This is a genomic window from Fuscibacter oryzae (assembly GCF_016765795.1).
Lineage (GTDB): Bacteria > Pseudomonadota > Alphaproteobacteria > Rhodobacterales > Rhodobacteraceae > Fuscibacter > Fuscibacter oryzae.
This window is the reverse complement of sequence record NZ_JAESVP010000002.1, coordinates 447,277-464,955: the sequence shown is the minus strand read 5'-3', so window position 1 is coordinate 464,955 and position 17,679 is coordinate 447,277. Positions and strand designations below refer to the sequence as shown.

20 protein-coding genes are annotated in these 17,679 nt (G+C 65.1%); 18 read left to right on the top strand and 2 right to left on the bottom strand.

Annotated features, from left to right (window positions below):
- The first annotated feature begins 162 nt into the window (after nucleotides 1–162).
- The 17 genes from JI744_RS05530 (at nucleotide 163) to cysE (ending at nucleotide 13,422) form a co-directional block, all read left to right on the top strand.
- The gene (locus JI744_RS05530) at nucleotides 163–1,335 is read left to right on the top strand and encodes a phage portal protein (protein WP_202658687.1); all 1,173 of its coding nucleotides are present in this window, start codon (nucleotides 163–165) and stop codon (nucleotides 1,333–1,335) included.
- Nucleotides 1,332–1,577: a GTA head formation protein, RCAP_rcc01685 family gene (locus JI744_RS05525; RefSeq protein ID WP_202658686.1), complete on the top strand. Its 246-nt coding sequence runs from the start codon at nucleotides 1,332–1,334 to the stop codon at nucleotides 1,575–1,577. Before JI744_RS05530 ends, JI744_RS05525 begins: the two co-directional genes overlap by 4 nt.
- A gap of 3 nt (nucleotides 1,578–1,580) precedes the next feature.
- Entirely contained in the window at nucleotides 1,581–2,147 is a 567-nt protein-coding gene (locus JI744_RS05520; protein ID WP_202658685.1) for an HK97 family phage prohead protease, read from the top strand.
- A gap of 23 nt (nucleotides 2,148–2,170) precedes the next feature.
- The gene (locus tag JI744_RS05515) at nucleotides 2,171–3,355 is read left to right on the top strand and encodes a phage major capsid protein (protein WP_202658684.1); all 1,185 of its coding nucleotides are present in this window, start codon (nucleotides 2,171–2,173) and stop codon (nucleotides 3,353–3,355) included.
- A 129-nt stretch (nucleotides 3,356–3,484) separates the two neighbouring features.
- A complete protein-coding gene (locus JI744_RS05510; RefSeq protein ID WP_202658683.1) occupies nucleotides 3,485–4,078 on the top strand; it encodes a head-tail connector protein in 594 nt (197 codons plus the stop codon).
- Nucleotides 4,075–4,413, top strand: coding sequence for a head-tail adaptor protein (locus JI744_RS05505; protein WP_202658682.1), 339 nt, complete (start codon nucleotides 4,075–4,077; stop codon nucleotides 4,411–4,413). The genes JI744_RS05510 and JI744_RS05505 overlap by 4 nt, the downstream gene beginning before the upstream one ends.
- Complete coding sequence (locus JI744_RS05500) at nucleotides 4,410–4,808, top strand: DUF3168 domain-containing protein (RefSeq protein WP_202658681.1); 399 nt, start codon at nucleotides 4,410–4,412, stop codon at nucleotides 4,806–4,808. Before JI744_RS05505 ends, JI744_RS05500 begins: the two co-directional genes overlap by 4 nt.
- A gap of 15 nt (nucleotides 4,809–4,823) precedes the next feature.
- On the top strand, nucleotides 4,824–5,237 hold the full coding sequence (locus JI744_RS05495) for a phage major tail protein, TP901-1 family (RefSeq protein WP_202658680.1): 414 nt from the start codon (nucleotides 4,824–4,826) through the stop codon (nucleotides 5,235–5,237).
- Nucleotides 5,237–5,557: a gene transfer agent family protein gene (locus JI744_RS05490; RefSeq protein ID WP_202658679.1), complete on the top strand. Its 321-nt coding sequence runs from the start codon at nucleotides 5,237–5,239 to the stop codon at nucleotides 5,555–5,557. The genes JI744_RS05495 and JI744_RS05490 overlap by 1 nt, the downstream gene beginning before the upstream one ends.
- Entirely contained in the window at nucleotides 5,554–5,751 is a 198-nt protein-coding gene (locus tag JI744_RS05485; protein WP_202658678.1) for a rcc01693 family protein, read from the top strand. The genes JI744_RS05490 and JI744_RS05485 overlap by 4 nt, the downstream gene beginning before the upstream one ends.
- Nucleotides 5,748–6,401: a phage tail tape measure protein gene (locus tag JI744_RS05480; protein WP_202658677.1), complete on the top strand. Its 654-nt coding sequence runs from the start codon at nucleotides 5,748–5,750 to the stop codon at nucleotides 6,399–6,401. Before JI744_RS05485 ends, JI744_RS05480 begins: the two co-directional genes overlap by 4 nt.
- A gap of 3 nt (nucleotides 6,402–6,404) precedes the next feature.
- Nucleotides 6,405–7,037, top strand: a complete 633-nt coding sequence (locus JI744_RS05475) for a DUF2460 domain-containing protein (RefSeq protein WP_202658676.1) — start codon at nucleotides 6,405–6,407, stop codon at nucleotides 7,035–7,037.
- Nucleotides 7,034–7,924, top strand: a complete 891-nt coding sequence (locus tag JI744_RS05470) for a DUF2163 domain-containing protein (protein WP_202658675.1) — start codon at nucleotides 7,034–7,036, stop codon at nucleotides 7,922–7,924. The genes JI744_RS05475 and JI744_RS05470 overlap by 4 nt, the downstream gene beginning before the upstream one ends.
- On the top strand, nucleotides 7,924–8,355 hold the full coding sequence (locus JI744_RS05465) for an NlpC/P60 family protein (RefSeq protein WP_202658792.1): 432 nt from the start codon (nucleotides 7,924–7,926) through the stop codon (nucleotides 8,353–8,355). Before JI744_RS05470 ends, JI744_RS05465 begins: the two co-directional genes overlap by 1 nt.
- A gap of 3 nt (nucleotides 8,356–8,358) precedes the next feature.
- A complete protein-coding gene (locus JI744_RS05460) occupies nucleotides 8,359–12,261 on the top strand; it encodes a baseplate multidomain protein megatron (RefSeq protein WP_202658674.1) in 3,903 nt (1,300 codons plus the stop codon).
- A gap of 6 nt (nucleotides 12,262–12,267) precedes the next feature.
- Nucleotides 12,268–12,594, top strand: a complete 327-nt coding sequence (locus JI744_RS05455) for a DUF7742 family protein (RefSeq protein WP_202658673.1) — start codon at nucleotides 12,268–12,270, stop codon at nucleotides 12,592–12,594.
- 27 nt (nucleotides 12,595–12,621) lie between these two features.
- A complete protein-coding gene (cysE, locus tag JI744_RS05450) occupies nucleotides 12,622–13,422 on the top strand; it encodes a serine O-acetyltransferase (RefSeq protein WP_202658672.1) in 801 nt (266 codons plus the stop codon).
- On the opposite strand, the gene JI744_RS19065 is transcribed toward cysE, so the two are convergent.
- Entirely contained in the window at nucleotides 13,419–14,672 is a 1,254-nt protein-coding gene (locus JI744_RS19065) for a trypsin-like serine peptidase (RefSeq protein WP_202658671.1), read from the bottom strand. The genes cysE and JI744_RS19065 overlap by 4 nt on opposite strands.
- Before the next feature lie 157 nt (nucleotides 14,673–14,829).
- Between JI744_RS19065 and JI744_RS05440 the strand changes: the two genes are divergently transcribed.
- Nucleotides 14,830–16,314: a peptidoglycan-binding domain-containing protein gene (locus JI744_RS05440; protein WP_202658670.1), complete on the top strand. Its 1,485-nt coding sequence runs from the start codon at nucleotides 14,830–14,832 to the stop codon at nucleotides 16,312–16,314.
- Nucleotides 16,315–16,381: 67 nt separating this feature from the next.
- Here JI744_RS05440 and JI744_RS05435 read toward each other — a convergent pair whose 3' ends face one another.
- On the bottom strand, nucleotides 16,382–17,674 hold the full coding sequence (locus JI744_RS05435; protein ID WP_202658669.1) for a pyruvate dehydrogenase complex dihydrolipoamide acetyltransferase: 1,293 nt from the start codon (nucleotides 17,672–17,674) through the stop codon (nucleotides 16,382–16,384).
- Nucleotides 17,675–17,679: the final 5 nt, after the last annotated feature.

Sequence of the window (17,679 nt, the reverse complement as noted above, 5' to 3'; positions counted from 1 at the left end):
CGCGCGTTGCGTGGCCCAAGGGCCACCGCGCGCTTGGTTAAGCGGGTTTAAGGATTGGCCCGCTAGGGTGGCTTCAATCGAGACAGAAAGCCGAGTGACCGGGTGGGCGAACCACTTGTCCGGGCTGGGCGGGGCTTGCCCCTGAAGGATGGAGAGAGACGGATGTTCGACTTCCTGAAGCGTGCCGAGGTGAAGGCGCCGGAAATGAAGGCCTCGGCCACGGGGCGGGTGGTGGCATGGGGCACGTCGGGGCGGGTGGCGTGGAGCCCGCGCGATGCGGTGTCGCTGGCGCGGGCGGGGTTTCAGGGCAACCCGATCGGGTTTCGTGTGGTCAAGCTGATCTCTGAGGCCGCCGCCGCCTTGCCGCTGATCTTGCAGGACCATGAGCGGCGCTATGAGCAGCATCCGGTGCTGGACCTGATCCGCCGTCCGAACGGAGCGCAGGGGCGGGCGGAGTTGTTCGAGGCGGTTTACGGCTACCTGCTCTTGTCGGGGAATGCCTATCTGGAGGCCGTCCCCGGTGCTGGACGCCTGCCGGGAGAGCTGCATGTGCTGCGCCCCGACCGCATGGCGTTGGTGCCGGGGGCGGATGGATGGCCGATTGCGTATGATTATTCGGTGGGCGGTCGGGCGCATCGGTTTGACATGACGGGCGAGGTACCCCCGATTTGCCATGTGCGGACGTTTCATCCGCAGGATGACCATTACGGCTTTTCGCCCTTGCAGGCGGCGGCGACGGCGATTGACGTGCATTCCAGCGCATCGGCCTGGTCAAAGGCGCTGTTGGACAATGCGGCGCGGCCATCAGGGGCCATTGTTTACAAGGGGTTGGACGGGCAGGGGCAGTTGACGCCTGACCAGTACGACCGGCTGGTAAACGAGATGGAGGCGCATCATCAGGGCGCGCGCAATGCCGGGCGGCCGATGCTGCTGGAAGGCGGCCTCGACTGGAAACCGATGGGGTTTTCGCCCAGCGACATGGAGTTTCAGCAGACCAAAGAGGCGGCGGCGCGCGAGATTGCCATCGCCTTTGGGGTGCCGCCGATGCTGATGGGGATTCCGGGGGATGCGACTTATGCGAATTATCAGGAGGCGAACCGGGCGTTTTACCGGCTGACCGTGCTGCCTTTGGTGGCGCGGGTGACGGCGGCGGTATCGCACTGGCTGTCGGTGTTTACCGGCGAGGCGGTGGAGCTGCGGCCCGATCTGGACCAGATTCCGGCGCTGGCGGCAGAGCGGGATCAGCAATGGGCGCGGGTGGGGGCGGCCGATTTCCTGACGCCCGCCGAAAAACGGATGATCCTTGGTCTGCCACGGCTTGCGGAGGGGGAATGACCATTCGGCGGCCGGGCGAGGGATCGCGTTTTCTTTACGACAGTTTCGACGCGGCGTCGGCGCGGATCGAAGCTAACGAACGGGTGGCCGAAGAGCGCTGGTCGGCGCTGGAGTTTCGGCTGGGCCAGATCGATGCAGTGCTGGAGCGTTTGGAAAAGCGCATCTGGGTGGGCGTTTACGGGGTGGCGGCGTTTCTGCTGGCGCAAGGGGCCGAAGCAGTGATCCGCACGGCGATGAGGTGAGAGATGAACTGGAATGGCGGCGCGCCCGAGCGCAAGTTTCATCAGCCCGAGGCCGGGCTGCGGGTGGTGGATGGCACGCGGGTTGAGGGCTATGCGAGCCTGTTCGGCGCCCGCGATCAGGGCGGCGATGTGGTGATGCCGGGGGCCTATGCGGCCAGCCTGAAGCGGCTGGCGGCGCGGGGGGCGGCGGTGAAGATGCTGTGGCAGCATGACCCTGCGCAACCCATCGGCATCTGGGATGAGGTGCGAGAGGATGCCACGGGCCTGTGGGTCAAGGGGCGCCTTTTGACCGAAGTGGACAAGGGGCGCGAGGCGGCGGCGCTGCTGGTGGCGGGGGCGATTGACGGATTGTCGATCGGCTATCGCACCTTGCGGGCCGAGCGCGACGCCAAGGGCCAGCGCCTGTTGCAAGAGCTGGAGCTGTGGGAGGTGTCACTGGTGACTTTTCCGATGCTGGCCGAAGCGCGGGTGGCGGCCAAGTCTGGCCGAGGCGAGGCCGATATCTGGCGCGAACTTGCGCAAGTGTTCGAAGAGGCGCGGCAAAGCTGGGCGCTGCCCGGCCGGGCCTGAGTTCAATCGAAAAGGGGAAGATGATGACCGAGATGACCTCTCGGGCCGGGGAAGCCTTGGCCCTTGATCCGGGGGCGGAGACCAAATCCGCCATGTCCGGGTTTCTGAACGCCTTCAGTGGCTTTCAGGCCGAAGTGAAGAAATCGCTGCAACATCAGGAAGAGCGACTGACCATGCTGAACACCAAAACTTATGCCCGCACCCCTCTGTCGGCGGCGGCGGATCGTGACGTGCCCCACAAGAAGGCCTTTGGCGCCTATCTGCGGTCGGGCGATGATGATGGCCTGCGGGGGCTGGTGCTGGAAGGCAAGGCCATGTCCACCACGGTGGCGGCGGATGGCGGCTATCTGATCGACCCGCAGACGGCGGATACCATCCGCTCGATGCTGGTTTCGACCTCTTCGCTGCGGGCGGTGGCGAATGTTGTTCAGGTGGAAGCGACGTCGTTTGACGTGCTGATCGACCGCAGCGAAGTGGGGTCGGGCTGGGCGACCGAAGCGGTGGCGGCGGCGGAAACCACCAGCCCTCAAGTGGATCGCATCTCGATCAAGCTGAACGAGCTGTCGGCGATGCCGAAGGCCAGCCAGCGCCTGCTGGATGACAGCGCATTCGACGTGGAAGGCTGGCTGGCCGGCAAAATCGCCACCCGCTTCATCCGCGCCGAAGCCTCGGCCTTTATCAATGGCGATGGGGTGGACAAGCCCAAGGGAATTCTGCTGCCGACCAAGGTGGCGAACGCTTTCTGGACCTGGGGCAGCCTTGGCTACATCCCCTCGGGCGCTGCGGCGGATTTTGCGACGACCAATGCGGTCGATTGCATTGTCAGCCTGGTCTATGCGCTGGGGGCGGATTACCGCGCCAATGCGACCTTTGTGATGAACTCCAAGACCGCCGGCGCGGTGCGCAAGATGAAGGATGCCGATGGCCGCTTTTTGTGGTCGGACGGTCTGGCGGCGGCGGAACCGGCGCGGCTGATGGGCTATCCGGTGCTGATCTGCGAGGATATGCCGGATGTGGCGGCCAATACCTTCCCGATTGCCTTTGGCGATTTCCGTGCCGGTTACACGGTGGCCGAACGCCCGGATCTGCGCATCTTGCGTGACCCGTTCTCGGCCAAACCGCACGTTCTGTTCTATGCCAACAAGCGTGTGGGCGGTGATGTGACCGACTTTGCGGCCATCAAACTGCTGAAAATCGCGGTGTCGTAAGGCGCCGTGATCGCCCGGCCCGATCACGGGCCGGGCAGTGGGCGCGCGCCGGAATACCGCGCCGTCCAGCAGCTCCCCTCCGTCCGAGCGGTGCGGGGTGCGCGTCCATGGCGGAGAAGGGATATTGCGATGATGTTGACGGAAGTGACCGGGGTGGCAAGTGCGGCGCTGCCGGTGCAGGCGCTGAAAGACCATCTGCGGCTGGGGTCGGGTTTTGGTGCCGACGGCTTGCAGGATGGCCTGCTGGAGGGCCATTTGCGCGCCGCAATGGCGGTGATTGAGGGGCGGACGGCGAAGGCCATTCTTGCACGTCAGTACAAGTTAGTGCTGGAAGATTGGCGGCAAGCAGACGAACAGCCGCTGCCGGTCGCGCCGGTGGGTGCGGTGGCATCGGTCACGGTGTTTGACGCCTATGGCGTGGCGACGGTGTTGGATGTGGCGCGTTGGCGGCTGGTGGCGGATGTGGCGCGGCCCAAGCTGGTGGCGCATGGCGTGCTGTTTCCGGCGGTGCCCGAGGATGGCAGGTTGGAGATCGTGTTCGACGCAGGCTTTGGCGACTGGGCGGCGGTGCCTGCCGATCTGGCTCAGGCGGTTCTGATGCTGGCAGCGGAATACTATGAAAACCGGCATGAGACAGACCGGGTGGCTGGCCTGCCCCATGCGGTTCTGGCGCTGATTGAACGCTGGCGCACGGTGCGGGTTCTGGGCGGAGGCGCAAGATGAGCGCGCGCCAATTGAACCGGGCGCTACTGCTTGAGGCGCCGCAAGAGACCGGCGACGGCGCGGGCGGGCGGCACAAGGCCTGGGTCGTGCTGGGCACGCTGTGGGCCGAGGTGCGGCCGGGTGCAGGCAATCAGGCGGCGGGTGAGGAAGTGGTGATGGCGCGCACCACCTGCCGCATCGTGGTGCGGGGTGCGCCGGTGGGCAGCGACCAACGGCCCAAGCCGGGGCAGCGGTTTCGCGAGGGCACGCGGCTGTTCAGCATTCTGGCGGTGTTCGAGGCCGATGCCGAGGGCCGGTTCCTGACCTGCCATGCACGCGAGGAGGTGGCGGCATGAGCTATGCGGCGGCGACAGCCTTGCAGGTGGCAGTTTATGGGCGGCTTTCGGGCTGGCCCGGGTTCGCGGGCGTGGCGGTGGTGGATGCGATGCCAACCGGAACAGCGCCTGAGACATTTGTACTGATCGGCCCCGAAGCGGTGGTGGATCAATCCGACAAAACCGGCGCGGGGGCAGAGCATCGGTTCGAGGTGGCGGTGATCTCCACCGATACGGGCTTTCTGTCGGCCAAGACGGCGGCGGCCGAGGTTTCGCAGGCGCTGGTGGGCGCAAGCCTGACGCTGGCGGCGGGGCATCTGGTTGGCATCTGGTTCCAGCGCGCGGTGGCGCGGCGGCTGGATGAGGGCGCGACACGCAGGATCGACCTGACCTTTCGCGCCCGCATCGAATTCTGACATCAGGAGAGTGACATGGCAGTTCAGAACGGCAAGGATTTGCTGATCAAGGTGGACCTGACCGGCGACGGCCAGTTTCAGACGGTGGCGGGCCTGCGCGCGACGCGGCTGAGTTTCAACGCCGAAACGGTGGATGTGACCAGCCTGGAAAGCACCGGCGGCTGGCGGGAGCTGGCGGCGGGTGCGGGAATGAAAGCGGCCTCTATCTCGGGCTCTGGCGTGTTTCGCGATGCCAATACCGATGCGCGGGCGCGGCAGATTTTCTTTGATGCCGAGATGCCCGATTTTCAGGTGGTTGTGCCTGATTTCGGCGTGGTGGAAGGGCCGTTCCAGATTACCGCGCTGGAATATTCCGGCAGCCACAATGGCGAGGCGACCTATGAGGTCACGCTGGCATCTGCCGGGGCGCTGACCTTTACGGCGCTTTGATGGCGAACCCCTGGGCAGGAGAGGTGGCGGTCTGGCTGGATGGCCAGCGCCATGTGGCCAAGCTGACGCTGGGCGCGCTGGCCGAGTTGGAAGAGGCGCTGGGGGCGATAAGCCTGATCGATCTGGTGGAACGGTTCGAGGGGCGGCGCTTTTCGACCCGCGATGTGCTGGCGGTGCTGGTCGCGGGGTTGCGCGGTGGCGGCTGGGCCGGGTCGGCGGCAGATCTGGGCCAGGCAGAGGTGCGCGGGGGGGCGGTTGAGGCGGCGCGGGTGTCGGCAGAGTTGCTGGCGCGTGCCTTTGCCCTGCCGGACGAGGGATGAGCGCCATCGACTGGCCGGGGCTGATGCGGGCCGGTCTGGGGCGGCTGGGGCTGACGCCGGACGTGTTCTGGCGGCTTAGCCCGGTGGAACTGCGGATGATGCTGGGCGCAGAGCCGCAGTCGGCGCCGCTGACCCGGTCGCGGCTGGAGGAACTGGCGGCGGCATTTCCTGATGGGGAAACGAGGGACACATGACGCAGATTGAAGATGTGCAAGACCAGATTGCGGCGCTGGAGGCGACGCTGACGGGCACCTCATCCGTGGTGGGGGCATTTGAGGGCGAGTTGTCGCGGTTGCGCGAAAGTGCCGTCTACACGGGCCGCGAGGTAGGCGCCCTGTCCAGCGGTATCGGGCGGGGCTTGCGGGGCGCGTTCGACGGGTTGGTGTTTGACGGGATGAAACTGTCGGACGCGCTGAAAGGCGTGGCGAAAACGATGATCGACACGGTCTATTCCATCGCGATGAAGCCGATCCAGAACGCAGCGGGCGGGGCGATTGCCCAAGGTCTGGCGGGCTTGCTGGGTGGCATCATGCCCTTCGCCAAGGGGGGTGCGTTTGCCCAAGGCCGGGTGATGCCCTTTGCCAAGGGCGGCGTGGTGGCGGCACCCACAAATTTCGCGATGCGGGGTGCCACCGGCCTGATGGGCGAGGCGGGGCCAGAGGCGATCATGCCCCTGGCGCGAGGGGCCGACGGGCGGTTGGGGGTGCAGGCCAGTGGCGGCGCCCGACCCGTGACGGTGGTGATGAACATTCAAACCCCCGATGTGCAGGGCTTTCAGCGCAGCCAGAGCCAACTTGCGGCGCAGGCGCAGCGGATGCTGGCACGCGGGCAAAGGAACAGGTGAGCCATGGCCTTTCATGAAATCCGCTTTCCCGCGAACCTGAGTTTTGGTGCGGCAGGCGGCCCCGAGCGGCGGACCGAGATCGTCACGCTGGCCAATGGTTTTGAAGAGCGCAACACCCCTTGGGAGCATTCCTTGCGCCGCTATGATGCGGGTCTTGGCTTGCGCGGGCTGGAAGACCTTGAGGCGGTGATCGCCTTTTTTGAGGCGCGGCGCGGCCAGTTGCATGGCTTTCGCTGGAAGGATTGGGCGGATTGGCGGTCGGTTGGCTCTTCACGCGCGCTGACTCATTTTGACCAGCGTCTTGGGGTGGGCGACGGGGTGATCACGCAGTTCCAACTGCAAAAAACCTATGTCTCGGGCACGGAAAGCTATGTCAGGCCTGTCTTGAAACCTGTTGCTGGCACGGTGCTGGCGGCGGTGGGCGGCGACCCAAAGGTTGAGGGTGCCGAGTTCACGGTCGATTCCGGGACCGGGGTGGTCACCTTTGCCGTGGCGCCCGATATCGGCGCCGAAATCAGCGCCGGGTTTGAATTCGACGTGCCGGTGCGGTTTGATACCGACCGCATCCACGTTTCGATGGCCTCGTTTCAAGCGGGCGAAATTCCGGCAATTCCGGTGATCGAGGTGCGGCTGTGACAGCGGATCGGGACGGATTTCTGGCGCATCTGGCGACGGGTGGCACCACGGTGTGCCGTTGCTGGCAGGTGCGGCGCAGAGATGGGGCAGAGCTGGGCTTTACCGACCATGACGGCAACCTGACGTTTGATGGCATCGATTTTCTGGCCAGCAGCGGCATGAGCGCCAAGGCGTTTCAGCAGGTAACCGGGCTTGCGGTTGACAACAGCGAGGCGGTGGGCGCGCTGTCTTCGGCTGCTGTGCGCGAAGAAGATCTGGCGGCGGGGCGGTTTGACGGGGCCGAAGTGCGGTGCTGGCAGGTGAACTGGCGGGTGCCCGATCAGCGGATATTGATATTCCGGGGCCAGTTTGGCGAGGTGACGCGCGTCAACGGCAGCTTTCGGGTTGAACTGCGCGGCCTGCCAGAGGTGCTGAACCAGCCGCAGGGCCGGGTGTTTCAATCTGGCTGTTCGGTGGTGCTGGGAGATGCGCGCTGCGGTGTCAATCTGGCCTTGCCGGACCATCAGGTCGAAGTGGCGATTGCCGAAATGGACGATCTGGGCGGGCTGTGGTTTGACGGCATTCAGCCACTGCCCGATGGCTGGTTCGCAAGGGGCAGTCTGACGGCGGTTCAGGGCGCGGGGGCTGGGCTTGCCACGGTGATCCGGCGCGATGTGGTGCAGGGCGGGCGGAGACGGATTGAGCTGTGGCATCAGCCGACGGTGCCGCTGGTTGCCGGGTCAATCGTTCGCTTGACAGTTGGTTGCGACCGGACAGCCGCCGCCTGCAAGGCGAAATTCGCCAATTTCACCAATTTTCGCGGCTTTCCCCACATTCCGGGCGAAGATTGGCTGGCGTCCTATCCAACCTCGACAACGCCCAACAACGGCGGAAGCAGGTTGTCATGATGCAAGATGAGCATATTGTTTCTACCGCGCGCGGCTGGCTGGGCACGCCTTATCGCCATCAGGCATCGTGCCGGGGGGCGGGCACCGATTGTCTTGGCCTGATCCTTGGGGTCTGGCGCGAGACGCTTGGCCAACTGCCCGAAGCGGTGCCGCCCTATACTGCCGACTGGTCAGAGGCGGGCGGGCGCGAGGATTTGTTGCAGGCGGCCATGCGCTGGCTGGTTCCGGCAGATGCGGCGCAGCCGGGGGATGTGCTGCTGTTTCGCATGCGCGACGGGGCGGTGGCCAAGCATCTGGGCATCGCCACCGATCCGGCCCCGGCGGCGCGGTTCATTCACGCCTATTCCGGCCATGCGGTGGTGGAAACCGCCTTGTCAGAACCCTGGGCGCGGCGGCTTGCGGCGCGCTTTCGTTTTCCTGAAAGGGCCTGAGACATGGCAACCATTCTTCTGTCGGCGGCAGGTGCCGCGCTGGGGTCCGGCTTTGGCGGGTCCGTTCTGGGCCTGTCGGGTCTGGTGATCGGGCGGGCCATTGGCGCGACCGTCGGCCGGGTGATCGACCAGCGCATTCTGGGCGCAGGATCGGAAACCATTGAGACCGGGCGGATCGAGCGGTTCCGCCTGATGGGTGCCTCGGAAGGGGCGGCAATTCCGCGGGTCTGGGGCAGGGTGCGGGTGGCGGGTCAGGTGATCTGGGCCTCGCGCTTTCAGGAGAATGTAACCACCTCTGGCGGCGGCAAGGGTGCGCCGCAGCCCAAGGCCAAAACCTATTCCTACAGCGTCAATCTTGCGATTGCGCTGTGCGAAGGTGAAATTCGCCGTGTTGGCCGTATCTGGGCCGATGGAAACGAGATTTCGCCCGCCACGCTGAACCTGCGGCTGCATCGCGGGGCCGAGGATCAGGGGCCCGATACCAAGATCGAGGCGGTTGAGGGCGCGGGGAATGCCCCGGCCTATCGCGGCATTGCCTATGTCGTGATCGACGATCTCGATCTGTCGGCCTTTGGTGGCAGGGTGCCGCAATTCTCATTCGAAGTGATCCGCGCGGCGCAAGGCACCGCGGCGGCGGCGCATCCGGCGATGCAGGATATCGTGCCCGGCGTCTGCCTGATCCCCGGAACCGGCGAATATGCCCTTGCCACAACTCCGGTGCATTACAGCGCCGGCCCCGGCGTGACGCGCCCTGCCAACGTCCACAGCATCACCGAAGAGACCGACTTTATCGTCTCGCTTCGGCAATTGACCGAAGAATTGCCGGGGTGCGGTGCCACGGCGCTGGTGGTCAGTTGGTTCGGCAATGATCTGCGCTGCGGGCAGACGCTGATCAAACCCAAGGTCGAACAAAAGGATACCGATGGCACTGGCATGCCGTGGCAGGTGAATGGTGTCGCCCGCGCCGCTGCCGAGGTCTTGGCCCAGCAGGACGGAAGGTCGATCTATGGCGGAACGCCCGCCGATGCCGCTGTGATCGAGGCGATCCGTGCGCTGACGGCCAAGGGGCAGGGGGTGACGCTCTATCCCTTCATGCTGATGGAGCAACTTGCCGGAAACGGTCTGGCCGACCCGTGGTCCAGTGCTAGTGACCAGCCGGTTCTACCATGGCGCGGTCGCATCACCACAAGCAAGGCGGCGGGGCAGCCCGGATCACCAGACGGAACCGCTGCGGCGCTGGCCGAGGTTACCAGCTTTTTCGGCACCGCCAGCGCCAGCCATTTTGGCCAGAATGGTGAGGTGGTCACCTATTCAGGCCCGGCAGAATGGCGCTATCGCCGCTTTATCCTGCATTACGCCAAGCTGTGCGCGATTGCGGGCGGGGTCGAGGCATTCTGCATCGGCTCTGAACTGCGCGGCCTGACGCAGATCCGGGGCGCGGGGGGCACCTATCCGGCGGTGGCGGCGATGCAGTCGCTGGCAGCACAGGTGCGCGCCATTCTGGGGCCAGCGGTCAAGATCAGCTATGCCGCCGACTGGACCGAGTATTTCGGTCACCAGTCAGGCAGCGATCACCGCTTTCACCTCGATCCGCTGTGGGCCGATGCCAACATCAACTTTGTCGGCATCGACAATTACATGCCCTTGGCCGATTGGCGCGATGGTGAGGATCACGCGGACGCCCATTGGGGCAGCGCGCGCAACCCCGACTATCTGGTCGTCAACATTGCGGGCGGCGAGGGGTTCGACTGGTACTACGATGACCCCAACGGCATCGAGGCCCAGCGCCGCCTGCCGATTGAAGATGGTGCCGACAACGAACCTTGGGTCTATCGCTACAAGGATCTGGTCGGCTGGTGGTCGAACGCTCACCACGACCGCCTTGGCGGCGTTCGGCAGGCGGCGACAACCGCCTGGCAGCCCTATTCCAAGCCGATCCGCTTTGTCGAATATGGCTGTGCCGCCATCGACAAGGGTGCCAATCAGCCGAACCGCTTTCTGGATCCGAAATCCTCGGAATCCGGCCTGCCGCGCTATTCCAACGGCCAGCGCGATGATCTGATGCAACTGGCCTACTTGCAAGCGATGCACCGGCACTGGACCGATCCGGCCAAGAACCCTGTCTCGCCGATCTATGGTGCCGCGATGGTTGATTTCGCGCGCAGCCATGTCTGGGCGTGGGACGCGCGGCCCTGGCCCGCCTTTCCGGCACATGGCGCGCTGTGGGGCGATGCGGTCAATTATAACGGCGGTCATTGGCTGAACGGGCGGACGTCGGGGCAGCCCCTTGCCGCGGTGCTGGGCGAGATTTGCGAAAGCGCGGGCCTGCCCGATGCCGATACAGCAGCAGCCGACGGAATCGTGCGCGGCTATGGATTGGCCGAAAGCGCCTCAGCCCGGTCGGCCATTCAGCCGCTGCTGCTGGCCCATGGGGTCGAGGCCAGCGAGCGCGAGGGCACCTTGCGCTTTGCTCCACGCAACGCGCTGGCCGCCCATCCGGTGGATGAGGCGCGTCTGGCCCGGTCGCCCGACATTGACGGCCCGCTGGAACTAAGCCGCGCGGCAGAGGGCGAGGCGATTGACCGTGTTCGCCTGAGTTTTGTCGAAGCGGAGGGCGATTTTGCCGTTCGCGTGGCCGAGGCCGCCCTGCCGGTTCCGGGGGCCGAACGTGTCAGCGACAGCGAATTGGCGATGTCGCTGACGCGGGCCGAGGCGGTGACCATCGCCGAACGCTGGCTGGCCGAGGCGCGTCTTGCCCGCGATACCCTTCGCCTTGCCTTGCCGCCCTCGTCATCCGGTATCGGGGCGGGCGACAATCTGGCGGTTGCGGGCCAGCTTTGGCGGGTGGACCGGGTCGAGCAGGCCGAGATGCGGCTGATCGAGGCGGTCCGCACCGACCCCGGCATCTATCGTCAGGGCACAGCGGCGGCCGAGGTGCAGCCGGTGCTTTGGACACCCTATGTCGCGCCCGGTCCGGTCTATCCGCTGTTTCTTGACCTGCCCTTGATCAAGGGAACCGAGGTTGAACATGCGCCCTATCTGGGCGCCGCCTCCAGCCCTTGGCCCGGCACTGTCGCGGCCTGGTCATCGGCCAGCCAGGATGGCTTTGCCGAGGTCAGCGTGGTTGATGCCCCGATGGTGGTGGGCCTGACCCAGACTGCGCTGGCCCGTGCCCCCGCCGGGCGGTGGGACAGGGGTGCGGCCCTGCGCGTGCGGTTCGATGCGGGAGAGGTATCCTCGACCCTTTTCGACAGCGTACTGTCGGGGGCCAATCTGGCCGCCATCGGCGACGGCACCCCCGCCAATTGGGAGCTGTTTCAATTTGCGACCGCCACGCTTGTGGCCCCCTTTACCTATGATCTTTCAATGCGTCTGCGCGGTCAGGCCGGAACCGATGGCACCATGCCGGCCGCATGGCCTGCGGGCAGTCATGTTGTGCTGATCACCCCGGCGCTGCGCCAGATCGACCTGCCGCTTGCCGCACGGGGGCTGGCGCGCAACTACCGCATTGGCCGCGCTGCGGCGGGCTATGACGCGGCCAATGTGGTCAGCCGGTCCGATGCCTTTGACGGCATCGGCCTGCGCCCCTACCGGCCTGCACATTTGCGGGCGGTCAAGACGGGGGCAGACTGGTCCTTTGCCTGGACCCGCCGCACCCGGATTGACGGCGATAGCTGGCAATCGGTCGAGGTGCCCCTGGGCGAGGAAACCGAAAGCTATCTGCTGCGCTTGCGCAAAGGCAGCGTGACCCTGCACGAGGCAACCGTTGCCACGCCCCTTTGGCAATGGACGGCCGCCACGCAGGTGCTGGACGGTGCTACGCCCGGCGCGGTGACGGTCGAGGTGATGCAGCTTTCGCAACGCTTTGGGCCGGGGCCGGCCGCGTCGGCGACCTTTACGCTCTGATCGGCGATGCGGCGGGCGCTGATCGGTGATCTTCTGGCGGCGGCGCGGGTGCTTTCGGCCCAGCCGCCGCATCTGCGCGCAGGGGTGATGGACCGCCTGATCGATCAGGCCCATGCCGCCCACCGCTATATGGCGCGCTTTGGCCGCCCTCATTTGCTGTGGGGCGATGGCAGCCTTTTGGCGCGCGCCCTAGCTGAACCTGCCGTGGCAAATCCCGGCGGCGATATCTGCGATTTCGCCGCCTTGTCGGTTGCCGCAGCCCGGCTTGCGGCCTTTCGTCGGCGCGGCCTGCTTTGCCCCTCTGGTCAGAACGGCCGGACAGGCCTATGTTAAAGGCCAAACTGCCCGGAGGCGCCGATCATGGCCGAACTCAAACCGCGTGTATCAACCATTGATCCTGTCTGGTCGCGCGTCTGCGACGAGGCCTATGAGATGGTGCGGACAGAGCCGCTGTTGGGCGGCCTTGCCCATTCCAGCCTGCTGCACCACCCCACGATGGAACGCGCGCTGGCCTATCGCTTTTCCCTCAAACTCGCCAGCGGCGAGATGAGCGAGCAGCTTTTGCGCGAAATGGCGGATGAGGCTTATGGCGCCGACCCCGAACTGGGGCAGGCCGCCCGCGCCGATCTGATGGCGGTGTTCGACCGTGACCCCGCCTGCCAGACCTATATCCAGCCCATCCTGTTCTTCAAAGGCTATCAGGCCGTGCAGGCTTACCGCATCGGTCATTGGCTGTGGCAGCAGGGCCGCCGAGACATGGCCTATTTCGTGCAGATGCGGGTCAGCGAAGCCTTTGGCGTCGATATCCACCCCGCCGCCCGCGTCGGGCGCGGCATCATGATCGACCATGCCCATTCCATCGTGATCGGCGAAACCGCCGTCGTCGGCGACAACGTCTCGATGCTGCATTCCGTCACGCTGGGGGGCACGGGCAAAGAGGATGGCGACCGTCACCCCAAGATCGGGGATGGCGTGCTGATCGGGGCAGGGGCCAAGGTGCTGGGCAACATTCACGTTGGCCATTGCAGCCGCATCGCCGCCGGTTCGGTGGTGTTGCAGGACGTGCCGCCCTGCACCACTGTGGCCGGGGTTCCCGCCCGTGTGGTGGGAGAGGCCGGTTGCCCGCAACCCGCCGTCAACATGGATCAATTGATCCGCTAATTGCGTTCGGTGCAGACCCCTTCGGTGGCCTGCACCGCCACCCCGACAGACCGCAGATATTGCAGCACATCGCGGGCGTGAACCGCACCGTTGAACTTGACCTCGGCCCCCCGCGCGCCGCCGCTGTAATGCAGGCCCACGATTTCCCCACAGATATTGACGATAGGGGAACCGGAATTCCCCGGCGCCGTCACCATCGTATATTGCAGCTCGGTCGAATTGGTGCCCGAGTAATCAATGAAATTGTTGATCCGCCCTTCATTCAAAAGGGCCGTGGGCAGTTGGGCCTTCTGTGGAATCTGGCCCTGCTCCAATAACCCCTGCAAGGTGACATAGCGCTGGTCCAGCAGGGTCGCATCGCCGGGATACCCCGCGATCAGAATACGCTCGTCCAGCCGGGGCGACACGTTCAGCGGCAAAAATTCCTCTGCGCGAAAGCCCTGCAACTGCATCAGCGCTGCGTCGATCTTGAACGCCGTATCCCGCCGTGCGATCGAAACAACCTTGGCTTGCCGGATGCCGATGGTCTCGTTGATCACCAGCCAGGTGCCCGAAAAATCCTTCATCTCTTCGGCAACATGAGCGTTTGTCAGCACCATATCCGGCGTGATAAGCGACCCTGATCCGACATGAAAGGCCCGTAACCCACCGTCTTTCTTGTTGCCGACAAAGAACAACAGCACGGAAGATGCGCGCAACCGCCGGTGCAATTCGCTTTCCGACAGGGCGGTGTGGTCGGTCTTGTCCACCTGGGGTTGGGGCGGCGATGCCTGTGGCAGCAGCACGCCCGCATCGCCCGTCGGGCGGGGCGGAACGCTGGGGCCCGCGTTTGGGGCCTGCTCCAGTTCCACCGCATCGCCGATCACCGTGGCACCGTCACCCTGACCGATGGCCAGTTCGGCCGGCAGCATCGGTTCGGCATCCGGGGTCTTGCTGGTCCATTCCTCGGCCAGCTTGTAGATCGCCTGCAAGTCGGTGGTCCGGTTCGGCAGCCGCCCCTTGGTCTGCAACAACCGCGCCTCCAGCGAGGTGGGAAAGTCGCGCCGTATCCGGTCCAGGATCTGCACCGCCTCATAGGCCGCCTTCTGTGCTACCTCGCCTTGCGCGGTGGTTGCAGTGGTGGCCTCGGCGTCGAAATCCTTCGCCAGCGACCGTGCCGTCACCTCTTCTGCCCATGCCGATGGGGCCAGCATCATCCCCAGCACAACCAGCAATACCGCCAGCACAGTGGCCGGAAAAAGACGTCTCACGTCAGGAATTCCCACCTTGAAGAACAGCGATTCGAAGCGCAATGAATCAACCCGTCAGTCGTGATATGTTTGTAACGTGATCGCGAATCGTTAACTTCGCAAGTTGGGTCTTCTGACCCATCAGGCCGCAAATTTTTACAGGCCGCAGGGTATTTTGATGAAGAAGGATACGGCGATGTTCAAGTATTCCAGCGTAGCTTTGGTCAGCCTTGCGCTGGCCATCGGCCCCGCACCAGAGGCGCGGGCCGATAATGACGCCGTTGCAGGCTTTATTGTGGGCCTTGGCGTGGGCGCCATTGCCGGGGCCGCCGCGCAAAAGCACCAGCAGAAAAAGAAGGCCACCTCCACCTCTGGCCGCAGCAAGAAATCGGCCAGCAAGCCCGCCAGCAGCGCCAAGCGCGGCGATGCTCAAGTGCAAGTGGCCCTAAATTATTATAATTTCGAGGCGGGCACCCCCGATGGTGTCTTTGGTCCCGGCACCCGTTCTGCCATTCGGCGGTATCAGTCCTATATCGGCGAACCTGCGACCGGAGAGATGACCTCTGCCCAGACCACGGCGCTGCTATCGGCCTATGCCCGCGATACGGCGGGCACCGCCAACAATGGTCTGTTTGCGGGCAATCGCACTGCTTCGGGCAATGCTCAGATGTCCACTCTGCTGGCCAGCCTTGGCAGTCAGGGCACCAACGATCTGGCCCCGGCAACGCCCGAAGCGGCGCTTGCCACCGCGACTGTCTCCGCCACCGAATCCGTCGCTCTGCCCGCCGCTGGCCCGGCGCAGGATGATCTGTGCAAGGCCCCTGCGGCAGTGGCCACAAAGGGTCCGGGCGCGGTTTCGCCTGCCGAAACCATTGTAGACAGCTATTGTTCCGCCGTCGGTTATGCCGTGCAGAACTCGGTAACGCTGTCCAAGGCGGTGCAGGGCTTTGACCCCGCCGTTTCGGGCAAGCAATGCGCCGATTGGCTTGTGGCGAACCGCACCAAGCTGGACGGTGCCTTGGCCAAAGAGCCAGAGGCGGCGGTGGCCGATCTGGCGGCCTTGGTGCCCGGTGCGGCGGCTCCGCAATTGGCCGCGATGCGCGACAGTTTCTCGATCTGCCACGGCATCGCGCAGGCGGCGGGCAATGCGCCCGATGCTCGCGCCTTTGCCGCGCTTGTGGCCTCGTTCGGTGGGGCGGGCTATGGCGAGCTGGTTGCAGCCAGCGATGCGCTTGGCCTTGGCACGGCACAATCGGGGGCGCAGGCCAACGCCTGGTATCTCTGGACAGCCGAGGCAATTGATGGCGGTGGCGCCAAGCTGATCACGACGGTGGATTACGACCATGTGCCTCTGCTGTTGGCATTGGCCGATTCCTCGCTGGAGGTGACTGGCGACTGGAAGACCTATCTGGCGGCCCAGCAGGCCCCAGCGGCCCCCGCTGGTGGGTTGGCGTTGCCCGGGCTGGCCACAGCCTCGGCCCCGGCGGTTTCCACCGAATCCGCCCTGCCTGCCAATTTCGAACAGACCTATGGCATGACGACCGAACAGGCGCTGACCGCCTGCCGTCAGGGTGGGGCAGCGATTGCCGATCTGGGCCGCATCACTTGCCGGTCACTGGCCGTCTCGGCGGGTGACAGCTTGCTGGCCGCGCAATACCAGTAACAATACTGCCAGTAACCAATTGAAAAGGCCCGAGGGTTTTACCTCGGGCCTTTCTGTTTTCGTCCGCTTAGGCCAGCATCGAGATCGGGTTTTCCAGCGACTCGACCAGCGCCTTCAGGAACTCTGCCCCCAAGGCCCCATCAATCACGCGGTGATCAACCGACAGAGTGACCGACATCACCGTCGCCACGCCAATCGTGCCATCCTTCAGCACAACCGGCTTTTTCACCCCGGCGCCCACGGCCAGAATGGCGCCATGCGGCGGGTTGATCACGGCGTCGAAATTCTCGACCCCCATCATCCCCAGGTTCGAGATCGCAAAGCTGCCACCCTGATATTCATGCGGCGCCAGCTTTTTGGTTTTCGCGCGGGTGGCCAGGTCTTTCATCTCTGCCGACAGGGCCGACAGCGTCTTTTTCTCGGCATCGCGCAGCACAGGCGTGAACAACCCGCCCTCCACCGCCACAGCCACCGCCACATCCGAAGGTTTCAACTTCAGGATACGGTCGCCCGCCCAAACCGCGTTGGAATCCGGCACCGCCTGCAACGCCAAGGCGCAAGCCTTGATGATGAAGTCATTGACCGACAGCTTGACGCCACGGGCCTCCAGCCCTTTGTTCAACTGCTCCCGGAACGCCATCAGCGCATCCAGACGAATATCGCGCCGCAGGTAGAAATGCGGGATGGTCTGCTTTGCCTCTGTCAGGCGTGCCGCGATGGTGCGGCGCATCCCGTCCAGCGGAACCTCGGTGAACTGACGATCCGCATACATCTTCAGCACGGTCTCGGCAGACATCCCCGCCGGGGCCGCTGCCTTGGCCGCAGGTGCTGCCGCCGCCGCCGCAACCGGGGCAGGGGCCGCAGCCGCTGCAACCTGGGTCGCCCCTTCGACATCTGCCCGCACAATGCGCCCATGCGGGCCGGAACCAGCAACCTTGGTCAGGTCCAGCCCCTTGTCCTTGGCAATCCGCCGAGCGAGCGGCGAAGCAAACACCCGCGCGCCATCGGCCTTGGGCGCCGCCACAGCCACAGCGGCAACCGGGGCCGCCGCCGCAACCGGGGCGGGGGTCGCCGCTGCCGCAGCAGCAGGCTTGGCCACCACGGCATCGGCGCTTTCGCCTTCCTCGATCAGCACCGCGATGGGGGTGTTCACCTTCACCCCCGCCGTACCCTCGGCGATCAGTATCTTGCCGACGGTGCCCTCATCCACCGCCTCAAACTCCATCGTCGCCTTGTCGGTCTCGATCTCGGCAAGGATCTGGCCCGATTTGACCACATCGCCTTCCTTGACCAGCCACTTCGCCAGCGTGCCTTCCTCCATCGTCGGAGACAGGGCCGGCATCAGAATTTCAACAGCCATTTCCT

What these genes read in the sequence shown, in the direction of transcription:
- JI744_RS05435 (WP_202658669.1), bottom strand. Translation starts at nt 17,674, where the DNA reads ATGGCTGTTGAAATTCTGATGCCGGCCCTGTCTCCGACGATGGAGGAA.
- JI744_RS05440 (WP_202658670.1), top strand. Translation starts at nt 14,830, where the DNA reads ATGAAGAAGGATACGGCGATGTTCAAGTATTCCAGCGTAGCTTTGGTC.
- JI744_RS05505 (WP_202658682.1), top strand. Translation starts at nt 4,075, where the DNA reads ATGAGCGCGCGCCAATTGAACCGGGCGCTACTGCTTGAGGCGCCGCAA.
- JI744_RS05500 (WP_202658681.1), top strand. Translation starts at nt 4,410, where the DNA reads ATGAGCTATGCGGCGGCGACAGCCTTGCAGGTGGCAGTTTATGGGCGG.
- cysE (WP_202658672.1), top strand. Translation starts at nt 12,622, where the DNA reads ATGGCCGAACTCAAACCGCGTGTATCAACCATTGATCCTGTCTGGTCG.
- JI744_RS05530 (WP_202658687.1), top strand. Translation starts at nt 163, where the DNA reads ATGTTCGACTTCCTGAAGCGTGCCGAGGTGAAGGCGCCGGAAATGAAG.
- JI744_RS05465 (WP_202658792.1), top strand. Translation starts at nt 7,924, where the DNA reads ATGCAAGATGAGCATATTGTTTCTACCGCGCGCGGCTGGCTGGGCACG.
- JI744_RS05475 (WP_202658676.1), top strand. Translation starts at nt 6,405, where the DNA reads ATGGCCTTTCATGAAATCCGCTTTCCCGCGAACCTGAGTTTTGGTGCG.
- JI744_RS05455 (WP_202658673.1), top strand. Translation starts at nt 12,268, where the DNA reads ATGCGGCGGGCGCTGATCGGTGATCTTCTGGCGGCGGCGCGGGTGCTT.
- JI744_RS05510 (WP_202658683.1), top strand. Translation starts at nt 3,485, where the DNA reads ATGATGTTGACGGAAGTGACCGGGGTGGCAAGTGCGGCGCTGCCGGTG.
- JI744_RS05490 (WP_202658679.1), top strand. Translation starts at nt 5,237, where the DNA reads ATGGCGAACCCCTGGGCAGGAGAGGTGGCGGTCTGGCTGGATGGCCAG.
- JI744_RS05520 (WP_202658685.1), top strand. Translation starts at nt 1,581, where the DNA reads ATGAACTGGAATGGCGGCGCGCCCGAGCGCAAGTTTCATCAGCCCGAG.
- JI744_RS05515 (WP_202658684.1), top strand. Translation starts at nt 2,171, where the DNA reads ATGACCGAGATGACCTCTCGGGCCGGGGAAGCCTTGGCCCTTGATCCG.
- JI744_RS05480 (WP_202658677.1), top strand. Translation starts at nt 5,748, where the DNA reads ATGACGCAGATTGAAGATGTGCAAGACCAGATTGCGGCGCTGGAGGCG.
- JI744_RS05495 (WP_202658680.1), top strand. Translation starts at nt 4,824, where the DNA reads ATGGCAGTTCAGAACGGCAAGGATTTGCTGATCAAGGTGGACCTGACC.
- JI744_RS05525 (WP_202658686.1), top strand. Translation starts at nt 1,332, where the DNA reads ATGACCATTCGGCGGCCGGGCGAGGGATCGCGTTTTCTTTACGACAGT.
- JI744_RS05460 (WP_202658674.1), top strand. Translation starts at nt 8,359, where the DNA reads ATGGCAACCATTCTTCTGTCGGCGGCAGGTGCCGCGCTGGGGTCCGGC.
- JI744_RS05485 (WP_202658678.1), top strand. Translation starts at nt 5,554, where the DNA reads ATGAGCGCCATCGACTGGCCGGGGCTGATGCGGGCCGGTCTGGGGCGG.